Origin of the sequence: Streptomyces sp. NPDC058985 (assembly GCF_042740985.1) — a bacterium.
GTDB lineage: Bacteria > Actinomycetota > Actinomycetes > Streptomycetales > Streptomycetaceae > Streptomyces.
Window position 1 is genome coordinate 98,779 of the sequence record NZ_JBHYJX010000002.1, and the last position, 18,215, is coordinate 116,993.

At 72.1% G+C, this 18,215-nt stretch carries 16 protein-coding genes; 7 read left to right on the top strand and 9 right to left on the bottom strand.

What is annotated here, in order from left to right; genetic code table 11:
- Positions 1–55: 55 nt before the first annotated feature.
- The 6 genes from ACFW01_RS02150 to ACFW01_RS02175 all read left to right on the top strand — a co-directional run bounded on the left by ACFW01_RS02150 (position 56) and on the right by ACFW01_RS02175 (position 8,357).
- A complete protein-coding gene (locus ACFW01_RS02150; RefSeq protein WP_234954563.1) occupies positions 56–3,256 on the top strand; it encodes a S41 family peptidase in 3,201 nt (1,066 codons plus the stop codon).
- 121 nt (positions 3,257–3,377) lie between these two features.
- Positions 3,378–3,731 (top strand): histidine triad nucleotide-binding protein, encoded by a 354-nt coding sequence (locus tag ACFW01_RS02155; protein ID WP_384502183.1) that lies wholly within the window; start codon positions 3,378–3,380, stop codon positions 3,729–3,731.
- 6 nt (positions 3,732–3,737) lie between these two features.
- Positions 3,738–4,643 (top strand): ribonuclease Z, encoded by a 906-nt coding sequence (locus ACFW01_RS02160; RefSeq protein WP_384502184.1) that lies wholly within the window; start codon positions 3,738–3,740, stop codon positions 4,641–4,643.
- A 20-nt stretch (positions 4,644–4,663) separates the two neighbouring features.
- The gene (locus ACFW01_RS02165; protein WP_234954557.1) at positions 4,664–5,662 is read left to right on the top strand and encodes an adenosine deaminase; all 999 of its coding nucleotides are present in this window, start codon (positions 4,664–4,666) and stop codon (positions 5,660–5,662) included.
- Between the two features lie 149 nt (positions 5,663–5,811).
- Complete coding sequence (locus tag ACFW01_RS02170) at positions 5,812–7,107, top strand: glucarate dehydratase family protein (protein WP_384502185.1); 1,296 nt, start codon at positions 5,812–5,814, stop codon at positions 7,105–7,107.
- 107 nt (positions 7,108–7,214) lie between these two features.
- Positions 7,215–8,357, top strand: coding sequence for a carbohydrate kinase family protein (locus tag ACFW01_RS02175; protein WP_384502238.1), 1,143 nt, complete (start codon positions 7,215–7,217; stop codon positions 8,355–8,357).
- Positions 8,358–8,500: 143 nt separating this feature from the next.
- Here the strand turns inward: ACFW01_RS02175 and era are convergent, their stop codons facing one another.
- From era to ACFW01_RS02220, 9 genes are all read right to left on the bottom strand, one after another.
- Positions 8,501–9,454: a GTPase Era gene (era, locus tag ACFW01_RS02180; RefSeq protein WP_161341751.1), complete on the bottom strand. Its 954-nt coding sequence runs from the start codon at positions 9,452–9,454 to the stop codon at positions 8,501–8,503.
- Positions 9,455–9,515: 61 nt separating this feature from the next.
- The gene (locus ACFW01_RS02185; protein WP_234954551.1) at positions 9,516–9,869 is read right to left on the bottom strand and encodes a cytidine deaminase; all 354 of its coding nucleotides are present in this window, start codon (positions 9,867–9,869) and stop codon (positions 9,516–9,518) included.
- A gap of 34 nt (positions 9,870–9,903) precedes the next feature.
- Positions 9,904–10,263, bottom strand: coding sequence for an MmcQ/YjbR family DNA-binding protein (locus tag ACFW01_RS02190; RefSeq protein WP_234954549.1), 360 nt, complete (start codon positions 10,261–10,263; stop codon positions 9,904–9,906).
- Complete coding sequence (locus ACFW01_RS02195) at positions 10,260–11,564, bottom strand: hemolysin family protein (protein WP_384502186.1); 1,305 nt, start codon at positions 11,562–11,564, stop codon at positions 10,260–10,262. Before ACFW01_RS02195 ends, ACFW01_RS02190 begins: the two co-directional genes overlap by 4 nt.
- Positions 11,561–12,058 (bottom strand): rRNA maturation RNase YbeY, encoded by a 498-nt coding sequence (gene ybeY / locus ACFW01_RS02200; RefSeq protein ID WP_234954545.1) that lies wholly within the window; start codon positions 12,056–12,058, stop codon positions 11,561–11,563. The genes ACFW01_RS02195 and ybeY overlap by 4 nt, the downstream gene beginning before the upstream one ends.
- A 12-nt stretch (positions 12,059–12,070) precedes the next feature.
- Positions 12,071–13,150 carry a PhoH family protein gene (locus ACFW01_RS02205; protein WP_234954544.1) on the bottom strand — a complete coding sequence of 360 codons (1,080 nt, stop codon included), beginning with the start codon at positions 13,148–13,150 and terminating at the stop codon, positions 12,071–12,073.
- A gap of 106 nt (positions 13,151–13,256) precedes the next feature.
- Positions 13,257–14,630: a GH1 family beta-glucosidase gene (locus ACFW01_RS02210; RefSeq protein WP_234954543.1), complete on the bottom strand. Its 1,374-nt coding sequence runs from the start codon at positions 14,628–14,630 to the stop codon at positions 13,257–13,259.
- Positions 14,631–14,694: 64 nt separating this feature from the next.
- Entirely contained in the window at positions 14,695–14,961 is a 267-nt protein-coding gene (locus ACFW01_RS02215) for a protealysin inhibitor emfourin (protein WP_234954542.1), read from the bottom strand.
- A gap of 21 nt (positions 14,962–14,982) precedes the next feature.
- Entirely contained in the window at positions 14,983–16,053 is a 1,071-nt protein-coding gene (locus ACFW01_RS02220) for a M4 family metallopeptidase (protein WP_234954541.1), read from the bottom strand.
- A gap of 334 nt (positions 16,054–16,387) precedes the next feature.
- On the opposite strand from ACFW01_RS02220, the gene leuA reads away from it, so the two are divergent.
- Positions 16,388–18,109, top strand: coding sequence for a 2-isopropylmalate synthase (gene leuA, locus ACFW01_RS02225; RefSeq protein ID WP_234954540.1), 1,722 nt, complete (start codon positions 16,388–16,390; stop codon positions 18,107–18,109).
- Positions 18,110–18,215: the final 106 nt, after the last annotated feature.

Genomic DNA, 18,215 nt, shown 5'->3' on the forward strand with positions numbered 1-18,215 from the left:
CGGCAAGTGATCCAAACCTCTGTCGGAGGAACGCGCCGCTGCATAGGGTGAGGGGGTGACACAGCCCGCAGCGCCTGCCTACCTCCGCTTTCCGCACCCGCACGGCGAGTTGGTCGCCTTCACCGCCGAGGACGACGTGTGGCTCGCCCCGCTCGACGGCGGCCGGGCCTGGCGGGTCAGCGCCGACAACGTGCCGGTGAACCACCCGCGCGTCTCGCCCGACGGCACCACGGTCGCCTGGACCTCCACCCGGGACGGCGCCCCCGAGGTGCACGTCGCGCCCGTCGACGGCGGCCGCGCCGAGCGCCTCACCCACTGGGGCAGCATCAGGACCCAGGTACGCGGCTGGACCCCGGACGGCGAGGTCCTCGCCCTCAGCACCTACGGACAGGCCAGCCTGCGCCGCAGCTGGGCCCGCGCCGTCCCGCTCGACGGCGGACCGGCCGCCACCCTGCCGTACGGTCCCGTCGGCGACGTCGCGGACGGGCCGCACACCGTGCTGCTGTCCGCGCCGATGGGCCGCGAGGCCGCCTGGTGGAAGCGCTACCGGGGCGGCACGGCGGGCAAGTTGTGGATCGACCGCGAGGACGACGGCGAGTTCGTACGCCTCCACGGCGACCTCGACGGCAACATCGAGTACCCCTTCTGGGTCGGCGACCGCGTCGCCTTCCTCTCCGACCACGAGGGCACCGGCGCCGTCTACTCCTCCCTCGCCGACGGCTCCGACCTGCGCCGCCACACGCCGCTCGACGGCTTCTACGCCCGGCACGCCGCGACCGACGGCACCCGCGTCGTCTACTCCAGCGCCGGTGAGCTGTGGACCCTCGACGACCTCGACGGCGCCGAGCCCCGCCGGCTGGACATCCGGCTCGGCGGCGCCCGCGTCGACCTCCAGTCCTACCCGCTGAACGCCGCCCGCTGGTTCGGCTCGGCCTCCCCCGACCACACGGCACGCGGCAGCGCCGTCGCCGTCCGGGGCGCCGTGCACTGGGTCACCCACCGCGCCGGACCGGCCCGCGCCCTCACGGCGACGCCCGGGGTCCGCACCCGGCTGCCCCGCACCTTCCGCGTCGACGGCGAGGAGTGGGTGGTGTGGGTGACGGACGCCGAGGGCGACGACGCCCTGGAGTTCGCGCCCGCCACCGGACTCGCGCCCGGCACCACCGCGCGGCGCCTGGCCGCCGGACGGCTCGGCCGGGTGCTGCACCTCGCCATGGCCCCCGACGGCAGCCGGGCCGCCGTCGCCTCGCACGACGGGCGGGTCCTGCTCGTCGAGCGCGAGAGCGGCGAGGTCCGCGAGGTCGACCGCAGCGAGGACGGCGACGCCTCCGGGCTGGTCTTCTCGCCCGACTCCGCCTGGCTCGCCTGGTCCCACCCCGGCCCCGACCCGCTGCGCCAGCTCAAGCTCGCCAACACCACCGACCTGTCGGTGAGCGAGGCGACGCCGCTGCGCTTCAAGGACTACGCGCCCGCCTTCACCCTGGACGGCAAGCACCTCGCCTTCCTCTCCACCCGCTCCTTCGACCCCGTCTACGACGAGCATGTCTTCGACCTGGCCTTCATCGAGGGCGCCCGGCCGTACCTGATCACGCTCGCCGCGACCACGCCCTCGCCCTTCGGCCCGCAGCGCCACGGCCGCCCCTTCGAGACCCCGGACCGGGAGGAGACCCCCGACAGCGAGGGCACCCCGACCACCCGGATCGACATCGAGGGCCTCGCCGACCGCATCGTGCCCTTCCCGGTCGAGGCCGCCCGCTACTCCGGGCTGCGCGCCGCCAAGGACGGCGTCCTGTGGCTGCGCCACCCGCTCACCGGCGTCCTCGGCGCCTCCCGCGCCACCCCGGACGCCCCCGACCCGAACACCGAGCTGGAGCGGTACGACCTCGCCCAGCAGCGCGTCGAGCATCTCGCGGGCGACGCAGACCACTTCGAGGTCAGCGGCGACGGCAAGCGGGTGCTGCTGTGGGCCGACGGGCGGCTCAAGGTCGTGCCCAGCGACCGGCGGGCCTCCGGCGACGAGGACAGCGACACCAACATCGGTGTGGACCTGGGCCGGGTGCGGCAGACCGTCGACCCGGCCGCCGAGTGGCGCCAGATGTTCGACGAGACCGGCCGCATCATGCGGGACCACTTCTGGCGGGCCGACATGAACGGCGTCGACTGGGACGGCGTCCTCGACCGCTACCGGCCCGTCCTGGACCGCCTCGCCACCCACGACGACCTGGTCGACCTCCTCTGGGAGGTGCAGGGCGAACTCGGCACCTCGCACGCCTACGTCACCCCGCGCGGCGGCCACGGCTCCGGTGCCCGGCAGGGCCTGCTCGGCGCCGACCTCTCCCGGCACGAGGACGGCACCTGGCGCATCGACCGCGTCCTGCCCTCGGAGACCTCCGACCCCGACGCCCGCTCCCCGCTCGCCGCGCCCGGCGTCGCCGTGCGCGCGGGGGACGCGATCGTCGCGGTCGCCGGACAGCCCGTGGACCGGGTCACCGGACCCGGCCCGCTGCTGGTCGGCACGGCGGGCAAGGCCGTCGAGCTGACCATCTCCCCGTCCGGCGGCGGCGAACTGCGGCACGCCGTCGTCGTCCCCCTCGCCGACGAGGAGCCGCTGCGCTACCACGCGTGGGTCGCCGACCGCCGCGCCTACGTCCACGAGAAGTCCGGCGGCCGGCTCGGCTACCTGCACGTTCCCGACATGCAGGCGCCCGGCTGGGCCCAGATCCACCGCGACCTGCGCGTCGAGGTGGCCCGCGAGGGCCTGGTCGTCGACGTCCGCGAGAACCGCGGCGGGCACACCTCCCAGCTCGTCGTGGAGAAGCTGGCCCGGCGCATCGTCGGCTGGGACCTGCCCCGCGGGATGCGCCCCTCCAGCTACCCGCTGGACGCGCCCCGCGGCCCGGTCGTCGCCGTCGCCAACGAGTTCTCCGGCTCCGACGGCGACATCGTCAACGCCGCCATCAAGGCACTCGGCATCGGCCCCGTCGTCGGCACCCGCACCTGGGGCGGCGTCATCGGCATCGACAGCCGCTACCGCCTGGTCGACGGCACCCTGATCACCCAGCCCAAGTACGCCTTCTGGCTGGAGGGTTACGGCTGGGGCGTGGAGAACCACGGCGTCGACCCCGACGTGGAGGTCTGGCAGCGCCCCCAGGACCACGCGGCGGACCGCGACCCCCAACTGGACGAGGCGATCCGGCTGGCCCTGGAGTCACTGGAGTCGGCCCCAGCCAAAACACCGCCAAGTATCCCCACCTAGGGGCGCGGGGCTGTGTCGCTCTGCGGCTCCGCCGCGTGGGCGCGATCAACCCTCACCGGCCCGCACCCGACCGACTACCATGCCCCCATACCAGCCCACCTGCGAAAAGGAGCGCACGCGCATGGCAGGGGAACCCCAGGACGACTGCCTGTTCTGCAAGATCGTCGCAGGCCAGATCCCCGCGACGATCGTCCGCGAGACGGACACCACCGTCGCCTTCCGCGACATAAACCCCCAGGCCCCCACCCACGTCCTGGTGATCCCCAAGGCGCACCACCGCGACGCCGCCGCGCTCGCCGCCGGTGCCCCGGACCTCGCCGCGGACGTCCTGCGCGAGACGCAGGCGGTCGCCGACCAGGAGAAACTGGACAGCTATCGGACCGTCTTCAACACCGGCACCGGTGCCGGCCAGACCGTCTGGCACGCGCACGCCCACGTCCTCGGCGGCCGCGGCCTCGAATGGCCCCCCGGATAGCCCACGATGTCCGTACGTGAACTGGTCGTCCTCGGTACCGCAAGCCAGGTCCCGACCCGGCACCGCAACCACAACGGGTACCTGCTGCGCTGGGACGGCGAGGGCATCCTGTTCGACCCCGGCGAGGGCACGCAGCGCCAGATGCTCCGCGCCGGGGCCGCCGCCCACGACCTGAACCGGATCTGCGTCACGCACTTCCACGGCGACCACAGCCTGGGCCTGGCCGGTGTCATCCAGCGCATCAACCTCGACCAGGTCCCGCACGAGATCACCACCCACTACCCGCGCTCCGGACGCCGCTTCTTCGAACGACTGCGGTACGCCACCGCGTACCGCGAGACGGTCGCGCTCACCGAGTCGCCGGTGGACACGGACGGGCCGCTGGCGGTCACCCCCGCCTACACCCTCGACGCCCACAAGCTGTCCCACCCCGTCGAGTCCTACGGCTACCGCCTCACCGAACCCGACGGCCGCCGCATGCTCCCCGACCGCCTGGCCGCACACGGCATCACGGGCCCCGACGTCGGCCGCCTCCAGCGGGAGGGCTCGCTGGGCGGCGTCCGGCTCGACGAGGTCAGCGAGGTCCGCCGCGGCCAGCGGTTCGCGTTCGTCATGGACACCCGGCTCTGCCCGGGGGTGCACACGCTCGCCGAGGGCTGCGACCTGCTGGTCATCGAGTCCACCTTCCTCGACGAGGACGAGGCGCTCGCCACCGACCACGGCCACCTGACCGCCGGCCAGGCCGCCCGGGTCGCCCGGGACGCGGGCGTGCGGCACCTGGTGCTGACCCACTTCAGCCAGCGCTACTCCGAGCCCGAGGAGTTCGAGCGGCAGGCGAGGGCCGCCGGGTTCGCGGGCGAGCTGACCGTGGCCCGTGACCTCACCCGGATCCCCGTTCCGAAACGTCGGTGAAACCGCCGTACGATGCTCTGATGTCCCTGCCCAAAGCTGAACTGCACCTCCACATCGAAGGCACCCTGGAGCCGGAGCTGGCCTTCGAGCTGGCCGCCCGCAACAGTGTGCCCCTGCCGTACGCCGACGAGGACGCGCTGCGCGAGGCGTACCGGTTCGAGGACCTCCAGTCCTTCCTCAACCTGTACTACGAACTGATGGCCGTCCTGCGCACCGAGCGGGACTTCGAGGACCTCGCCGACGCCTACCTCGCCCGCGCCGCCGCGCAGGGCGTGAGGCACGCGGAGATCTTCTTCGACCCGCAGGCCCACCTCGCCCGGGGCGTGGAGATGGGCACGGTCGTGGAGGGGCTGTGGCGGGCGCTGGGCCGCAGCCGGGAGAACCACGGTGTCTCCACCCGGCTGATCATGTGCTTCCTGCGCGACGAGTCCGCCGAGTCGGCCCTCGCGACGCTGGACGCCGCGAAGCCGTACCTGGACCGCATCACCGGCGTCGGCCTGGACTCCGCCGAGGTCGGCCACCCGCCGGTCAAGTTCCGCGAGGTGTACGAGGCCGCCGCCGCGCTCGGGCTGCGCCGGGTCGCGCACGCGGGCGAGGAAGGGCCGCCGGAGTACGTCACCGAGGCCCTGGACGTCCTGGGCGTCGAGCGCGTCGACCACGGCCTGCGCTCGCTGGAGGACCCGGAGCTGGTGGCGCGGCTGGTGCGCGACCGCGTCCCGCTGACCCTGTGCCCGCTGTCCAACGTCCGGCTGCGTACGGTCGACACCCTCGCCGAGCACCCCCTGCCGGTGATGCTCGACGCGGGCCTCATGTGCACCGTCAACTCCGACGACCCGGCCTACTTCGGCGGCTACGCGGGCGACAACTTCGACGCCGTGCGCCTCGCCCTCGGGCTCACCGAGGAGCGGCTGCGGGAACTGGCCCGCAACTCGTTCCTCGCCTCCTTCCTGGAGGACGACGAGGAACTGCGGGCGCGCTGTCTGGCCGAGGTGGCGGAGTACACCTTCCCCACCGGGTGACGCGGCGGCACCGCACCGGTCGGCCGCACCATTGACGCCTCGGGGGCGGGCTCTCTAATCTCGAACTCCATATATGGATGCCGTTTACATATGGAGACGGCAGTCCGGGGCCCCGTCCGCCGCCGGACCCGACCTGCCAGGAGCCGCCCGTGACCGCCGACCTCACCATCACGGCCGTCCACCTCACGCCGATCCTCGTGGCGGACCCTCCGCTGCTCAACACGCAGGGCGTGCACCAGCCGTACACGCCCCGCCTGATCATCGAGGTCGAGACCGCCGACGGGGTCAGCGGCATCGGTGAGACCTACGGCGACGCCAAGTACCTGGAACTGGCCCGGCCCTTCGCCGAGAAGCTGATCGGCCGTCAGGTCAGCGATCTGAACGGCCTGTTCACCGCGGCCGACGAGGTCGCCGTCGACGGCTCCCGGGTCTTGGCCCAGGTCGACGTCGGCGGGCTGCGCGGCGTCCAGACCGCCGACAAGCTGCGCCTGTCCGTCGTCTCGGGCTTCGAGGTCGCCTGCCTGGACGCCCTCGGCAAGGCGCTCGGCCTGCCCGTGCACGCGCTGCTGGGCGGCAAGGTCCGCGACCGTGTCGAGTACAGCGCCTACCTCTTCTACAAATGGGCCGCCCACCCCGAGGGCGTCGCCGCCGAACGGGACGACTGGGGCGCCGCCCTCGACCCGGCCGGCGTGGTCGCACAGGCCCGCGCCTTCACCGAGCGGTACGGCTTCACCTCCTTCAAGCTCAAGGGCGGTGTCTTCCCGCCCGACGAGGAGATCGCCGCGATCAGGGCGCTCGCCGACGCCTTCCCCGGACACCCGCTGCGCCTGGACCCCAACGGCGCCTGGTCCGTGGAGACCTCGCTCAGGGTCGCCGGGGAACTGGGGGACCTCCTGGAGTACCTGGAGGATCCCGCGCTCGGCACGCCGGCCATGGCCGAGGTCGCCGCGAAGACCGGGGTGCCGCTCGCCACCAACATGTGCGTGACGACGTTCGACGAGATCCGGGAGGCGTTCACCGAGGGCGCCGTCCAGGTCGTGCTCTCCGACCACCACTACTGGGGCGGGCTGCGCAACACCCAGCAGCTCGCCGCCGTCTGCCGCACCTTCGGTGTGGGCGTGTCCATGCACTCCAACACCCACCTCGGGATCAGCCTCGCCGCCATGACCCACGTCGCGGCCACCGTCCCCGGCCTGCACCACGCCTGCGACTCCCACTACCCCTGGCAGTCCGAGGACGTGCTCACCGAACGACTCGTCTTCGACGGCGGCCGCGTCACCGTCTCCGACGCGCCCGGCCTCGGTGTCGAACTCGACCGCGACCGCCTGGCGTTCCTGCACCGGCGCTGGCTGGAGGACGACGGCACCCTGCGCGACCGCGACGACGCCGCCGCGATGCGGGTGGCGGACCCGGACTGGGTCACGCCCTCCGTGCCGCGCTGGTAGGGCGCGGGCATTGTCGGCGGCGTGGTGCACACTGGCCAGACCCGCACCATGCCAGGGAGCGCACCGTGACAGCGTCCACCGTGTCCACCGCGTCCGACGTGCCCGCCATGCCCGCCACGCCGGCCGACGCGAGAACCCATCGCCACGCCCAGGACGAGGAATCGCACCGCCGGTCCCGGGTCGATCCTCTCGCCGCGCTGCGCGGCCCGCAGGACCCACCCTGGGACGTGTATCTGACCGGCACCGTCTTCCTCGACGTCGTCTTCACCGGGCTCGACTCCGCACCGGTGCGCGGCACCGAGTCCTGGGCGCGCGGCATGGGATCGAGCCCGGGCGGCATCGCCAACATGGCGACCGCGCTGGCCCGCCTCGGCCTGCGCACCTCGCTCGCCGCGGCCTTCGGCGACGACCACTACGGTGACTACTGCTGGGACGTCCTGGCCCAGGGCGAGGGCATCGACCTCGGCTCCTCGCGCACCGTTCCGGGCTGGCACTCGCCGGTGACGGTCTCGATGGCGTACGAGGGGGAGCGCACGATGGTCTCCCACGGCCACGAGCCGCCGCCGGAGGAGCCGTCGCCCGACTGCCCGCCGCGTGCGCGGGCCGCCGTCGCCTCCCTCACGCCCGGCGTGAGCGCCCCCTGGATCGCCCAGGCCGCCGCCCGCGGCACCCGCGTCTTCGCCGACGTCGGCTGGGACGACACCGGCGCCTGGGACCTGGCCGGGCTCTTCGACCTCGCGCACTGCGAGGCCTTCCTGCCCAACGCGGAGGAGGCCATGCGCTACACCGGAGCCACCTGCCCGCGCGCCGCGGCGCACGCCCTGACCGAGCACGTGCCGCTCGCCGTGGTCACCCTCGGCGCGGAGGGCGCGTACGCGGTGGACCGGCGGACGGGGGAGAGCGCCGAGGTCCCGGCGATCGAGGTGGAGGCCCTGGACCCGACCGGTGCGGGGGACGTCTTCGTCGCCGGGTTCGTCACCGGCACCCTGGCCGGCTGGCCCCTGGCCGACCGGCTGGCCTTCGCCGGTCTGACCGCCGCCCTCTCGGTCCAGGAGTTCGGCGGCTCCCTGTCGGCGCCCGGCTGGGGCGAGATCGCCACCTGGTGGCGCAAGGTCCAGTCGGTCCGGGGCCAGGACCCCACGGCCCTGCGCCGCTACGCGTTCCTCGCCGCCCTGCTCCCCGACGACCCGCCCGCCGCCTGGCCCCTGCGCCGGGCCGTCCCGACGATCGGCTTCCGCCCCCCGTCCTGACCGCCCGGCCCCGGGCTCAGAACCCGAGCCGTCGCAGCTGCTTGGGGTCGCGCTGCCAGTCCTTGGCGACCTTCACGTGGAGGTCCAGGCTGTGTCGATCTGCGGCTGCCGCCGCGTGGCCGGCGTGCGGGGCAGGGGGCGCGTCAGAACCCGAGCCGTCGCAGCTGCTTGGGGTCGCGCTGCCAGTCCTTGGCGACCTTCACGTGCAGGTCGAGGAAGACCGGCGTGCCGAGGAGGGCCTCGATCTGCTTGCGGGACTTGATGCCGACGTCCTTCAGGCGCTTGCCCTTGGGGCCGATGATGATGCCCTTCTGGCTGGGGCGTTCGATGAAAACGTTGGCGTGGATGTCCAGGAGCGGCTTGTCGGCGGGGCGGTCCTCGCGCGGGAGCATCTCCTCGACGACCACCGCGATGGAGTGCGGCAGCTCGTCCCGTACGCCCTCCAGCGCGGCCTCCCGGATCAGCTCGGCGACCATGACCTGCTCGGGCTCGTCGGTCAGGTCGCCCTCGGGGTAGAGCGCGGGGCCCTCGGGCAGCAGCGGGGTCAGCAGGTCCGCGAGCAGGTCGACCTGCTTGTTCCCGGTCGCCGACACCGGGACGATCTCCGCCCAGGTGATGCCCAGTTCCTCGCCGAGCCGGTCGATCGCGATCAGCTGCTCGGCCAGGGTCTTGCCGTCCACCAGGTCGGTCTTCGTGACGATCGCGACCTTCGGCGTCTTCCGGATCCCCGCCAGCTCCTTGGCGATGAAGCGGTCACCGGGGCCCAGCTTCTCGTTGGCCGGCAGACAGAAACCGATGACGTCCACCTCGGCCCACGTCGTGCGCACCACGTCGTTCAGCCGCTCGCCCAGCAGCGTGCGCGGCTTGTGCAGCCCAGGGGTGTCCACCAGGATCAGCTGGGCCTCCTCGCGGTGCACGATGCCCCGCACGGTGTGCCGCGTGGTCTGCGGACGGTTCGAGGTGATCGCCACCTTCTGCCCGACCAGAGCGTTCGTGAGGGTGGACTTGCCCGCGTTGGGGCGGCCCACGAAGCAGGCGAAGCCGGCCCGGTGAACAGTCTCGGCCGGTTCTTCGGATGACTGGGTACGAACGCTCATGGCGCCCATTGTCCCTGATCCCCGGAGCCCCGCCGTACCAAGGTCGACGGCAGGGCCGCCCTCAGCCCGCGCTCACCGTGGAGCGGACCGTACCGTCGGGCGAGGCGACCAGCACCGGTGTCCCGGGACCGCCCAGGTCCCGTACCGCCGCCCGGTCCTCCGCCGACGCCGCCTCCGCCTCGGTCACCACGGCCGCCGCCTCCAGGGACTTCGCGCCGGACGCCACCGCCATCGCCACCGCGGTACGCAGCGCGCTCAGCTTCAGCGAGTCCAGGTCCACGGTCCCGGCGACGTAGGTGCGTCCGGTCTCGTCGCGCACGGCCGCCCCCTCGGGCACACCGTTGCGGGCCCGGGCGGAACGGGCCAGGGTGACGATCTTGCGGTCCTCGGGGTCGAGGGCGGGAGTCTCGGTCATGGACCGAGCATACGTTCAGTGATCAGGAGCGGGCTCAGGGACGGTCGAGACGGAGGCGTTCCGCGCGCGGCAGACCGGCGACCACCAGGTCGTACGAGTCCTCGACCAGCTCCCGGACCACCCGGTCCGGGAGTCCGCCGTCGGCGGTCACCGTGTTCCAGTGCCGTTTGTTCATGTGCCAGCCCGGAACGATCAGCCCCGGGTGCTCGCCCCGCAGCCGCACCGCCTCGTCCGGGTCGCACTTGAGGTTGACCGTGAGCGGGCGCCCGTCCAGCGAGGACAGCGCGAACATCTTCCCCAGCACCTTGAAGACCGAGGTCTCCGGGTTGAAGGGGAAGTCCTCCACCGAGGCGTTGAAGGACAGGCAGAAGTCGCGCAGCTCCTCGGGACTCACTCCTGCAACGCCTCCCTCGGGACCTCCGTGGCGCCCACCGGCTCCGCCAGCACCGTCACGATCTTGTTCCGGCGGCCCGCCGCGGCCTCCGCGGTCAGCCGCAGTTCCCGCCCGTCGGGCAGCTCCACGATCGAGGAGGCACCGGCGATCGGCACCCGGCCCAGCGCCTTGGCCAGCAGACCGCCCACCGTCTCCACGTCCTCGTCGTCGAACGCGTCCAGGCCGTACAGCTCGCCCAGGTCGCCGATGTCGAGACGCGCGGTGACCCGGTAGCGGTCCCCGCCCAGCTCCTCGACCGGCGGCAGCTCCCGGTCGTACTCGTCGGTGATCTCGCCGACGATCTCCTCCAGGATGTCCTCGATGGTGACGATGCCGGCCGTGCCGCCGTACTCGTCGATGACGACGGCGACGTGGCTGCGCTCCTTCTGCATCTCGCGCAGCAGGTCACCGGCGTTCTTGGTGTCGGGCACGAAGGTCGCCGGGCGCATCGCGGTGGAGACCAGGTCGCTCTCCGCCTCCCGGCTGATGTGCGTCCTGCGGACCAGGTCCTTCAGGTACACGATGCCGACGATGTCGTCCTCGCTGTCCCCGGTGACCGGGATGCGCGAGAAGCCCGAGCGCAGGGCGAGGGTGAGCGCCTGCCGGATGGTCTTGTAGCGCTCGATGACCACGAGGTCGGTGCGCGGGACCATGACCTCGCGCACGAGGGTGTCGCCCAGTTCGAACACCGAGTGCACCATGCGGCGCTCCTCGGCCTCGATCAGGGACTCCTTCTCGGCGTAGTCGACCAGCGCGCGCAGCTCCGCCTCGGAGGCGAAGGGGCCGCGGCGGAAGCCCTTGCCGGGGGTGAGCGCGTTGCCGATGAGGATGAGCAGCGACGGGATCGGGCCCATCACGCGGGCCAGCGGCACCAGCACGTACGCCGCGACCGTCGCCGTGTTCAGCGGGTGCTGGCGGCCGATGGTGCGCGGGGAGACCCCGACGGCGACGTACGAGACGAGCACCATCACGGCGATGGCGATCAGCAGGGCCTCGGTGGTGTTGGCGAACTCCTGCAGGCAGGCGTACGCGACCAGCGCGGCGGCCGCCATCTCGCAGGCGACCCGGACCAGCAGCGCCACGTTGAGATAGCGCGTCGGGTCGGCGGCGACCTTGGCGAGCTTCTCGCCACCGCGCCGCCCGGACCGTACCGCCTCCTCGGCGCGGAAGCTGGAGACCCGCGCGAGGCCCGCCTCCGCGCAGGCGGCGAGCCAGGCGACCACGATCAGGGCCACGGCGCCCGCGACCAGGGGGAGGCTCATGAGACGGTCGGGGCCGGAGACGGGCCGGTCAGGCCCCGCTCCGCACGCCAGCCGTCCACGATGGCGGCCTGGAGACCGAACATCTCGGCCTTCTCGTCCGCCTCCTCGTGGTCGTAGCCGAGCAGGTGCAGCACCCCGTGGACGGTGAGGAGCTGGAGCTCCTCGTCCATGGAGTGCTGCGTCGGCGCCTCGGTGCCCTGCTTGGCGGCGACCTCCGGGCAGAGCACGATGTCGCCGAGCAGCCCCTGCGGCGGCTCGTCCTCCTCCTTGGCGGGCGGGCGCAGCTCGTCCATCGGGAAGGACATCACGTCGGTGGGACCGGGCAGGTCCATCCACTGGAGGTGCAGCTGCTCCATGGCGCCGTCGTCCACGACGATCACCGAGAGCTCGGAGAGCGGGTGGATGCGCATCCGCGCGAGCGCGTAGCGGGCGATGTCGAGGATCGCCTGCTCGTCGACCTCGGTTCCGGACTCGTTGTTGACGTCGATCGACATGGTCGTGCTGGTCTACTTCCCCTTGGCCTTGGCACCGTTGCGCGGAGCGTGGCCGCCCTTGTGGGAGCCGTTCTCGGTGCCGTTGCGGCTGTCGTACAACTCGTAGGCGTCGACGATACGGCCCACCAGCTTGTGCCGGACCACGTCGTGCGACGTGAGCCGGGAGAAGTGGACGTCCTCGACGCCGTCCAGGATCTCCTGGACCTGCCGCAGGCCCGACTTGGTGCCGCCGGGCAGGTCGACCTGCGTCACGTCACCCGTGATCACGATCTTCGACTCGAAGCCGAGGCGGGTGAGGAACATCTTCATCTGCTCGGGGCTGGTGTTCTGGGCCTCGTCCAGGATGATGAACGCGTCGTTCAGCGTGCGGCCGCGCATGTACGCCAGCGGCGCGACCTCGATCGTCCCGGCCGCCATCAGGCGCGGGATCGAGTCGGGGTCGAGCATGTCGTGCAGCGCGTCGTACAACGGGCGCAGATACGGGTCGATCTTCTCGTAGAGCGTGCCCGGCAGGAAGCCGAGCCGCTCGCCGGCCTCGACCGCCGGACGGGTCAGGATGATCCGGTTGACCTGCTTGGACTGGAGGGCCTGTACGGCCTTCGCCATCGCCAGGTAGGTCTTGCCGGTGCCCGCGGGGCCGATGCCGAAGACGACGGTGTGCTTGTCGATCGCGTCGACGTACCGCTTCTGGTTCAGCGTCTTGGGGCGGATGGTGCGGCCGCGCGAGGACAGGATGTTCTGCGTGAGCACCTCGGCCGGGGTCTCCTGGCCGTCGCTCTCCCCGTTCTCGCTCGCCTTGAGCATGGCGATCGAGCGTTCCACTGCGTCCTCCGTCATCGGCTGCCCCGTGCGGAGCACCAGCATCATCTCGTCGAAAACGCGCTGAATGAGGGCGACCTCGTGGGTGTCGCCGACGGCGCTGATCTCATTGCCCCGGACATGGATGTCGGCCGCCGGGAAGGCCTTCTCGATCACGCGCAGGAGGGAGTCTCCGGAGCCCAGGACGGTCACCATGGGGTGCTGGGCGGGGACGCTGATCTGTGCTCTCGCCTGCCCCTGCGCGGGGGTGTGGGCTGAGGGTGTCTGAGTCATGGGCCGGCGCTCTAGGCCTGCTCGTCCTCCTCTGCGGCGCGTGCCGCGTGACGGGTGTGGTCTGCTGCCTCCAGCGTACGACTCCCCGCCGACAGCGCCGAGGTTTTTATATGGGCGGCCCTCCGGCGGCGCCCGGCCGCCCGCCCGGCCGCCCCTCGCGGACCAGGTCCCGGAACCACCCGTACGACGCCTTGGGCGTGCGCTCCAGCGTCGTGAAGTCCACGTGGACCAGTCCGAACCGCCGGGCGTACCCCTCGGCCCACTCGAAGTTGTCGAGGAGCGACCACACGAAGTAGCCGCGCACGTCCACCCCCGCCTCGACGGCCCGGTGCAGGGCGCGGACGTGTCCGTCGAGGTAGGCGATGCGGTCCCGGTCGTCCAGGCCCTCGTAGGAGCAGCCGTTCTCGGTGATGACGACGGGCGGGAGCCGCTCGCCGTAGCGGTCGCGCAGGCCGGTGAGCAGCTCGGTCAGCCCCTCGGGGACGACCGGCCAGCCGAAGTCCGTCAGCGGCCGGTCCTCGACGGCGCGCAGCGAGAAGGGCAGTCCGGCGGGCAGGGTCACCCCGCCGGCCCCGGCCCCGGACTCGGTGCCCAGCGGGGCGCCCACCCGGGCCGGCGCGTAGTAGTTCACGCCGTAGAAGTCCAGCGGCTCCGCGACGACCTCCAGGTCCGCCGCCACGTCCCCGGGCATCAGCTCGCCGATGCCCTCCGGGTAGCGCCCGGTCAGCAGCGGGTCGCTGAACATCCGGTTCAGCAGGACGTCGTACAGGTCCGCCGCCTCCCGGTCGGCCGGGTCGTTTGAGGCGGGCCAGGTGGGCCCGTGCGAATTGGCGATGCCGATGTCCGTGGCGCCCGCCGCGCGCAGCGCCCGTACCGCCAGACCGTGCGCGAGGAGCTGGTGGTGGGCGACCGGCAGGGCGTCGAAGAGCAGCGTGCGGCCGGGGGCGTGGGTGCCGAGGGCGTGGCCGAGCAGGGTGTGCTCGGCGGGTTCGTTGAGGGTGATCCACTTGCCGACCCGGTCGCCCAGCCGGTCGGCGACGACCGACACGTACGCGGCGAACCGGGCGGCGGTGTCCCGCTCCAGCCAGTCCAGGCCGGCCGGCAGGTCCCAGTGGAAGAGCGTCGGCACCGGCCGGACGCCCGCCGCGCACAGGTCGTCGACGAGGCGGTCGTAGAAGTCGAGGCCGCCGGGCGAGTTCACCCGGGGCCAGGAGACCGAGAAGCGGTACGCGTCCACGCCGAGGTCCGCCAGCAGCGCCACGTCCTCGCGGTGGCGGTGGTAGTGGTCGCAGGCCACCGCCGCCGTCGAGCCGTCCTTCACCCGCCCCGGCAGGTCCGTGAAGTCGTCCCACACGGAGCGCTCGCGCAGGCCGGCCGCGCCCTCGATCTGATGGGCCGAGGTCGACACGCCCCACAGGAAGCCGTCCGGGAACCGGGGGAGCGGGTCCGGGGCCGTGCCCGTGCTCGGATCAGTCGCCATGCGCGGATCATCCGCACCCCCGGCGCGGGAAGTCAACGCCCGTGCACGTCAACGGCGTTCCGCGTTACGCACCCTCCTTCAGCACCCGGGAGATCAGCCTGCGCTGCTCGTCCGTCAGCCGGGGGTCGGCGGCGTACACCGTCTTCCCGTCCACGGTGATCTGGTAGCTGAACCCGTCCGGGACCCCGACCGGGGGCGTGGCCCGGCCGTCCGCGCACGCCCGCTCGGCCAGCGCGTGCCACTCGCCCGCGTCGGGGCGCTCGGCCGTATCGACCTCCGCGTGGCGCTCGATGCCCGCGAAGCCTCCTGTGCGCCTCACCAAAATCCGCATGCCACCGTGTCTAGTACGGAACTACGGCGTGCGCACCCCGACCTGCTCCCAGGCCTTGCGCACCGCCTCCAGTTCCTCGCCGTCGCCGTAGCGCTCCCGGGCGGCCTTCAGGGTGAGCGTCGCGAAGTCCGCGAACAGCGCGTCCTGCGCCAGCTCACCGCCGGTCAGCACGTCGTACCAGATCTGCCCGGCCCGCTCCCAGGCGTGCCCGCCGAGCGCGGTGGCCAGCAGGTGGAAGGCGTGGTTGGGGATGCCGGAGTTGATGTGCACACCGCCGTTGTCGCGGCCGGTGCGGACGAAGTCGTCCATCGTCGCGGGCTGCGGGTCCTTGCCGAGCACGTCGTCGTCGTACGCCGTGCCCGGCGCCTTCATGGAGCGCAGCGCCACGCCCGTCACGCGCGGGGCGAGGAGTCCGGCGCCGATCAGCCAGTCGGCCTCGGCGGCGGTCTGGCCGAGCGAGTACTGCTTGACGAGGGCCCCGAAGACGTCCGAGACCGACTCGTTCAGGGCGCCCGGCTGGCCGTAGTAGGTCAGGTTGGCGGTGTGCTGGGTGACGCCGTGGGTCAGCTCGTGGCCGATCACGTCCAGGGCGACGGTGAAGTCGAGGAAGATCTCCCCGTCCCCGTCGCCGAAGACCATCTGCTCGCCGTTCCAGAAGGCGTTGTTGTACTCGCGGTCGTAGTGCACGGTCGCGTCCAGCGGCAGTCCGGCGCCGTCGACGGAGTCGCGCCGGTACACCTTGAGGAAGTGCTCGAAGGTGGCGCCCAGGCCCGCGTAGGCGCGGTTCACGGTGGCGTCCCGGCCGGGCTCCTCACCCTCGGTGCGCACCTTCTTGCCGGGCAGGTCGGTGCCGTGCCGGGCGTCGAAGACCGTGCGGTGCGGCTTCCCGGCCTCGGCACCGGCGCGCGGGGTGATCGTGGCGGCGCCGATGACCGTGGTCAGCTGTCGGTGGGTGCGCTCGAAGGCGTCGCGCTGGAGGGTGCGGCGGGCCGGTCCGGAGAGCACCGGATCGGCGTGCTGGGCCAGCCGGTCGAGGACGTGGGGCGGCACGATGGTGCAGAAGACGGGCTCGAAGCCCCCGTAGGTCGTCATGTCCGGCACCTTCGCACTGCGTGACGAGGGTGTCACCACCCGCAACCACGATTGGTGAAAATCGGCACCAAGGCGGCTCCGCGACCGCCGACAAGTGGTATACGGCACTTTTTGTCCCGGTTCCCTCCGTGGTCCCGCATACTGATACGGACCCGCGTGACCGGCGTGGCTCGGCTATGGTGCTGGGCATCATGCGTTTCGGGCTGCTTCTCCTTAGCTGCCGCGGCGAGGGCCTGTAAGAGGCCGACTCCCTCCCCGCGGAGCTTGGTGGTGCCGTCGGCCGTCCTTCCGGACCACGCGGACACCGCGGAACTCACGAGGAGCCCACGCCATCATGGCCAACCGCCAGCAGCCCAGCCCCATGCCGACAGCCAAGTACCGCGGGTACGAGCAGGTCGACATCGCCGACCGCACCTGGCCGGACCGGCGGATCACCGCCGCCCCCCGCTGGCTCTCCACCGACCTGCGCGACGGCAACCAGGCCCTGATCGACCCCATGTCGCCCGCCCGCAAGCGCGCGATGTTCGATCTGCTGGTCAAGATGGGCTACAAGGAGATCGAGGTCGGCTTCCCGGCCTCCGGCCAGACCGACTTCGACTTCGTACGCTCCATCATCGAGGACCCGGACGCCATCCCGGACGACGTCACGATCTCCGTGCTGACCCAGGCCCGCGAGGACCTGATCGAGCGCACGGTGGAGTCCCTGAAGGGCGCCAGGCGGGCCACGGTCCACCTGTACAACGCGACCGCCCCCGTCTTCCGCCGGGTCGTCTTCCGCGGCTCCCGGGACGACATCAAGCAGATCGCCGTCGACGGCACCCGGCTGGTCATGGAGTACGCCGAGAAACTGCTGGGCCCCGAGACGGACTTCGGCTACCAGTACTCGCCGGAGATCTTCACCGACACCGAGCTGGACTTCGCGCTGGAGGTCTGCGAGGCGGTGATGGACACCTACCAGCCCGGCCCCGGCCGCGAGATCATCCTCAATCTGCCCGCCACCGTGGAGCGTTCCACGCCGTCCACGCACGCGGACCGCTTCGAGTGGATGGGCCGCAACCTCTCCCGCCGCGAGTACGTCTGCCTGTCCGTCCACCCGCACAACGACCGCGGTACGGCGGTGGCGGCGGCCGAGCTGGCGCTGATGGCCGGCGCCGACCGCATCGAGGGCTGCCTGTTCGGACAGGGCGAGCGCACCGGCAACGTCGACCTGGTCACCCTGGGCATGAACCTGTTCTCCCAGGGCGTCGACCCGCAGATCGACTTCTCCGACATCGACGAGATCCGTCGCACGTGGGAGTACTGCAACCAGATGGAGGTCCACCCGCGCCACCCGTACGCGGGCGACCTGGTCTACACGTCCTTCTCCGGCTCCCACCAGGACGCCATCAAGAAGGGCTTCGACGCCATGGAGGCCGACGCGGCCGCGAAGGGCGTCACCGTCGACGACATCGAGTGGGCCGTCCCGTACCTGCCCATCGACCCGAAGGACGTCGGCCGCTCCTACGAGGCGGTCATCCGCGTCAACTCGCAGTCCGGCAAGGGCGGCATCGCCTACGTCCTGAAGAACGACCACAGCCTGGACCTGCCCCGCCGGATGCAGATCGAGTTCTCCAAGACCATCCAGGCCAAGACGGACGCCGAGGGCGGCGAGATCACGCCCAAGGCGATCTGGGAGGTCTTCCAGGACGAGTACCTGCCCAACCCGGACAACCCCTGGGGCCGCATCCAGGTGGCCAACGGCCAGACCACGACCGACCGCGACGGCGTCGACACCCTCACCGTCGAGGCGACCGTCGACGGCGCGGAGACCACCTTGGTCGGCACCGGCAACGGCCCGATCTCGGCGTTCTTCCACGCGCTGCAGGGCGTCGGCATCGACGTACGGCTGCTGGACTACCAGGAGCACACGATGAGCGAGGGCGCCTCCGCGCAGGCCGCCTCCTACATCGAGTGCGCCATCGGCGACAAGGTGCTGTGGGGCATCGGAATCGACGCGAACACCACGCGCGCCTCGCTGAAGGCCGTCGTCTCCGCCGTCAACCGCGCAACTCGCTGACCAGCCGAATCGGTGGTTTGGTGCCCCGCTCGCCGCAGAACGGCGGGCGGGGCGCCGTCATATACCGGCCATATATCTGTGCAGGTCACGGAAAGGTCTCGTCCCG